Consider the following 5255-nt stretch of genomic DNA (forward strand, 5'->3'; position numbering starts at 1 on the left):
ACTTTGACAACTTTGTGGATACTTTGCATTTCAGCTCTCCCGCACATCAAAAGACCTATTGAGACAACAATTGTCAAGATAGCATAACATATTTTTTAGCTCCAAGCCATACCTTATACGAAACAACTGGGATTGGCCACAGACACACACCGACAGACACAGACAAAGGCGGAAAGGCTGTTGTTTTCGGCCTGGTAGTCGGCTTCGGTGGGGAAAGAGAATTCTTCGCCGGTGGGGCTGGTGGCAACTGTGGGAGTGGTCATGGGTTTTCCTTCTGGGGTTTGGCGGTTAATTTTTTTTATGGCCACGGACACACAGTAGAGTAGGGAGGGAAGTCCCCTCCCCCTCCTCAAACCGGACATGCGGATTTCCCGCATCCGGCTTTCCTGAAGGCTCTTGCCTCAGGCATGCACATTTACCAAAGTTATGCTACAGATAAATCAAACCCAATCGTTTGAAATAACTATAGCTGGTTACTCCCTTGGGAGGATGCCAAGGCCGCTGACTGCGTCTTCTGAGATGTCTATACAAACGCTCCCGGACATATTGATTCGTATCACGGAATGCCTTGCGGGGGTATCCCTGTCCGAAATAGTTGCTCCAGCCAGTCAAGTGCTTGTTGATTTCTCCAACAAGCTTCGGAATTGGCTTAAAACACATTTTCGGACTCGTCATCTCGCGCAGCTTTTCCCTCTCTCGGGACAGTGCCTTCTTAGAGGGAAACATGTTCAGATACCGGTTATCGCCACCATAAAGATCACGATCATAACGAAATGTATAACCCAGAAAATCAAGGCTTGCGCCCTCTTCCTTAAGATTTACAGATCGAGTCTTTTCCCGGTTGATCTCCAAACCCAGCCAACCTTCGATTTTCGCCTCAATCCAGCCTGTAATCCGTTCGTCAATATAACGCGCCATGACAACATAGTCATCGGCGTAACGAACCAGCTTGGCATTAGCCCACTGGCCCGGTCCCTGGGGGCGGTGGAACACCTTATCAAACCAATGCAGGTAGATGTTTGCCAACAAGGGAGAGATAACTCCACCTTGCGGCGTACCTTGCGTAGGGCGCTTACTTACGCCTCCACTTTTCCCTTTATCGGGATCGACAACTGGAACTTCAAGCCACATACGAATCAATTTCAGAACATGCCTGTCACTGACTCGCATTCGCACACAAGCCATCAGCTTGTCATGCGGAATCGAGTCGAAATACCCCTTAAGATCAGCGTCATACACCGCACAGAAACCAGCTTGCAGATGGCCCCTAATCTCAGACAGAGCCTGATGAGCAGAGCGGCCGGGCCTAAACCCATAGGAACAATCTTCAAAATCTTCTTCAAAGATTGGCTCCAGAATCAACAGAGCCGCCATTTGCACCACTCGATCCCTGATTGTGGGAATACCCAGTGGGCGCATCTTGCCATTAGCTTTCGGTATCAGTTTACGACGTACTGGTGTCGGTTTATAAGTTCGAGAATCCAAGGACTGCTTAATTTCCTGCAAGAAACCTTGAACCCCGCCCTCTGCCGCCTCTACCATCTCAAAGGATACACCATCCATTCCCGGGGCACCATTATTCCTGCGCGCCCGGCCCCAAGCCGCCTCCAGTGTATCTTTGCGACTAATCTTGTCGTACAAAGAATAGAAGCGAAACTTCGGTTCCTGCTTGGCCTTTTGGCCCAGTTTCTGTCTCAAAGAAGAAAGGGCTGGCGACATAATTGTCGCTATTTCCGTAGTAGGCTTTGCCAATCGGTATTCCTCTTCTCTTACAAAAACATTCCTTCAGTAGGGCCCCTTGGCTCCATCTTGTTTCCAAGATTTCTCAGCTACTATGGGCCCCTCCGACTCCCGACATGACCACAGAATGGTTATGTATTCCCATTCCGTGTTGGCTCTCAAGAGCCGCCAAGCCGGGTCTCCCAGGTTCCTCGACCAATCTTTCCCCACGCGCTGTCTCCAATCACCCCGAGAGGCCCAATGGCTGCATTTACTTGTTGCTTCACCATTGACAACGGGCTTCACCTTCATCCGGCAGGCTGGCCACTCTCCAAATGTGTAACGAGGCCGAATCGAGTTCATTTACATTACGGCTCGCGGGTTCGCTCGGCGGGGCTTCGGAAACCAAGATTACTCCGGGCTCCGCCCGCTCTGCTATATGTTGAACAAGCAATTAACATAGTGCCTACTTTACAAGGCACAAGATTGGCCAGGCTTAGCCTGGCGCACCAGACATACACAGACTAAAGCATCTTTCTATAACTTTTATAGGCTTGTTTTATGCCCTCTTCGAGGGTGAATTTTGGTTTCCAGCCCAGGGCTGTAAGTTTTGAGACATCTAGAAGTTTTCGCGGCATGCCGTCGGGTTTGGTCGGATCGAAATTGATGGTGCCGGGATAACCGACGACGCGGCGGACGGTTTCGGCAAGTTCGCTGATGGTTTGATCGATGCCGGTGCCGATGTTCAGGAGTTCGGTTGATTGTGAGTTGAACATTATAAAGATCAGGGCATCGGCCAAGTCATCGACATAGAGAAATTCTCTTTTTGGGGTGCCGGTGCCCCAGAGATTGACTGTATCTGAGGCTATATTTGGGGTTGGTAGTGGCTTGTCGGCTATTCCAGCACCGTTTAAGGTGTGATTATTAAGGGCGGCAATCCGCATCAGGTTTTCGTAAAAGTCGTTGGGGATTTTGCCATATTTTTCGGTATCGGCGGCTAGTGTTTGATTATCCCCGGCGGCGGCGAGTTTGGCGAGGTGAAATTTACGGATCATGGCCGGCATTACGTGAGAGCTTAAGAGATCGTAGTTATCCAAAGGGCCATAGAGGTTGGTTGGCATTACCGGGATGAAATTGGTTTTATACTGGCGGTTAAAGGCGTAACACATCTCGATACCGGCGATCTTGGCCACGGCGTAGGCTGAGTTGGTTGGCTCTAAGGGGCCGGAGAGAAGATACTCTTCACGCATCGGTTGTGGGGCTAAGCGGGGGTAGATACAGGAACTCCCGAGAAAGAGAAGTTTTTCGACCTGGTGCTCTGCGGCGGCGTGAAGGACATTATTTTGAATTGCGAGATTATCGTAGATAAAATCTGCAGGTTTTGTGTTATTGGCGTGGATGCCGCCGACTTTGGCCGCGGCCAGGAAAACGTAGTCCGGTTTTTCCGCGGCAAAAAAAGCGGCGGTTGCCTGCTGATTGGTGAGATCCAGCTCGGCGCTGGTCCGGACGATGATGTTTTCGTAGCCGTCTTTTTGCAGTCGGCGCACGATGGCCGAACCCACCAGACCACGATGGCCGGCAACATAGATTTTAGCATTTTTTTCCATAATTGCTTACTCTAAATTGTTATAGGTTTTAAATCCTTCGTTTTTACACAGCTGGTCTTTCTGCGCTTCCAGGAGATCTTCTGTCACCATAACCTTGACCAGTTCGGCAAATGAAATCTCCGGCTGCCAGCCGAGTTTAGTTTTGGCTTTTGTGGGATCGCCCAGAAGAAATTCAACTTCGGTGGGACGGAAATAACGGGGGTCTATTTCCACCAGGATTTTGTTGGTAGCCTTATTTTTACCTTTTTCCGCCAGACCCGAACCTTCCCAGATGATTTCAATATCCGCCTCACGGAAAGCCTTTTCCACAAACTCACGCACGGAATGTGATTCACCGGTGGCAACCACAAAATCATCCGGTTCATCCTGTTGTAGCATCAGCCACATGGCCCGGACAAAATCTTTAGCGTGGCCCCAGTCCCGCTTGGCATCCAGGTTGCCGAGAAATAGTTTATCCTGCAGACCGAGATTGATGCGGGCCACGGCCCGGGTGATCTTACGGGTGACAAAGGTTTCGCCCCTGGTGGGTGATTCATGGTTGAAGAGGATGCCGTTGCAGGCAAAGATTTTATAAGCTTCCCGATAGTTGACCGTGATCCAGTAGGCATAGACCTTGGCAGCTCCGTAAGGGCTGCGGGGATAGAAAGGGGTGGTTTCCTTCTGGGGAATTTCCTGAACCTTGCCGAACATTTCGCTGGTGGAGGCCTGGTAAAAGCGGGTTTTTTGCTCCAGGCCGAGGATGCGGATGGCCTCCAGGAGGCGCAGGGTGCCAAGGGCGTCACTGTTGGCGGTATATTCCGGGGTTTCAAAGGAAACCTGGACGTGGCTCTGGGCGGCCAGGTTGTAGATTTCATCCGGCTGGACATCCTGAATGATGCGGATCAGGTTGGTGGCATCAGTGAGGTCACCGTAGTGCATGAAGAAACGGACATGATCTTCGTGGAGATCCTGGTAGAGGTGATCCACCCGGGCGGTATTGAATGATGAGGCCCGGCGTTTGATGCCGTGGACTTCGTATCCTTTGTCCAGAAGAAATTCAGCCAGGTAGGCGCCATCCTGGCCGGTAACCCCGGTAATCAAAGCTTTTTTCATCTGGTATCACCCGCAAAAATGTTGAAGGCCCGTAGAAGGGAAAGTGAATGATGAAGGAATAAGAAAATCATAGCACTCCCGGGCTGAAAAGACAATCGGACCAAAGCATGAAAAACAAGGTATTTTCTATCATTGGTTATCGACAATAAACAGGAAATCTTGATAAAAGAATGGTATTTGGTTCAAGCGTATTGATAAAATGCTTTTGAGATTCAGAAAATAAACTATAAAGAGAAGGTTTTTGTTTCAATTGGCCACTGACACACACTGACAGACACAGACGGGGAGGCACATATTCAAAACTACGGTGGTCCCCAAAAGTTGGACAATGGGTTAAGCTCTGAATCACCCGCAATGCAAGGAGTAAATCATGAACAGCAAGAGAAAGCAGTATAGTCCTGAATTCAAGGCCCAAGGTGATTCTGACAGCAATCAAGAATGAAGAAACGGTTGCCGAACCGGCCAAACGTTTCGGAGTGTTCCCCGCCATGATCAATAACTGGAAGCGCGCTTTTGTAAAAGGTGACAGATTTATTGAGGTTTTCGGGGCGGCGTTTCCCCGGCGCCGGGGCCTGAGCTTTACGGGTTTATCAAGCAAAAATCATTAACAAGGGTCAGCAAAGGGGTCAGGTCTTGAAAAATAACTTTTTTACCTCTCATACATCCTCCCCCGCACCTCATACCCCAGTCCGCAGCGCTCCACCCGCTCGTAAACCGAGGGATGAATCTTTTCCAGTTCCGGGCCGAGACTGCCGACCGGGCGGCGGAACGAGCGGTGCAGCCGGTAAATACCCCGGCGGGAACGGTGCAGCGTGCCGCAGGGCGCGGGCGCGGTGA

5 protein-coding genes are annotated in these 5255 nt (G+C 50.4%); all 5 read right to left on the bottom strand.

The window, feature by feature from the left end; translation table 11 throughout:
- Window positions 1–113: 113 nt before the first annotated feature.
- Window positions 114–263, bottom strand: a complete 150-nt coding sequence (locus U9P07_01970; GenBank protein ID MEA2108172.1) for a hypothetical protein — start codon at window positions 261–263, stop codon at window positions 114–116.
- 166 nt (window positions 264–429) lie between these two features.
- Window positions 430–1719, bottom strand: a complete 1290-nt coding sequence (gene ltrA / locus U9P07_01975) for a group II intron reverse transcriptase/maturase (protein ID MEA2108173.1) — start codon at window positions 1717–1719, stop codon at window positions 430–432.
- 524 nt (window positions 1720–2243) lie between these two features.
- Window positions 2244–3326, bottom strand: coding sequence for a GDP-L-fucose synthase (locus U9P07_01980; protein MEA2108174.1), 1083 nt, complete (start codon window positions 3324–3326; stop codon window positions 2244–2246).
- A 6-nt stretch (window positions 3327–3332) separates the two neighbouring features.
- Window positions 3333–4418: a GDP-mannose 4,6-dehydratase gene (gmd, locus tag U9P07_01985; protein ID MEA2108175.1), complete on the bottom strand. Its 1086-nt coding sequence runs from the start codon at window positions 4416–4418 to the stop codon at window positions 3333–3335.
- Between the two features lie 649 nt (window positions 4419–5067).
- A partial coding sequence (locus U9P07_01990) for a hypothetical protein (GenBank protein MEA2108176.1) occupies window positions 5068–5255 on the bottom strand: 188 nt, incomplete at its 5' end.

It is taken from the genome of Pseudomonadota bacterium (assembly GCA_034660915.1).
GTDB lineage: Bacteria > Desulfobacterota > Anaeroferrophillalia > Anaeroferrophillales > Anaeroferrophillaceae > DQWO01.

Excerpts from the sequence above, each read along its gene's own strand:
- U9P07_01970 (MEA2108172.1), bottom strand. The coding sequence starts at position 263 with ATGACCACTCCCACAGTTGCCACCAGCCCCACCGGCGAAGAATTCTCT.
- ltrA (MEA2108173.1), bottom strand. The coding sequence starts at position 1,719 with ATGTCGCCAGCCCTTTCTTCTTTGAGACAGAAACTGGGCCAAAAGGCC.
- U9P07_01980 (MEA2108174.1), bottom strand. The coding sequence starts at position 3,326 with ATGGAAAAAAATGCTAAAATCTATGTTGCCGGCCATCGTGGTCTGGTG.
- gmd (MEA2108175.1), bottom strand. The coding sequence starts at position 4,418 with ATGAAAAAAGCTTTGATTACCGGGGTTACCGGCCAGGATGGCGCCTAC.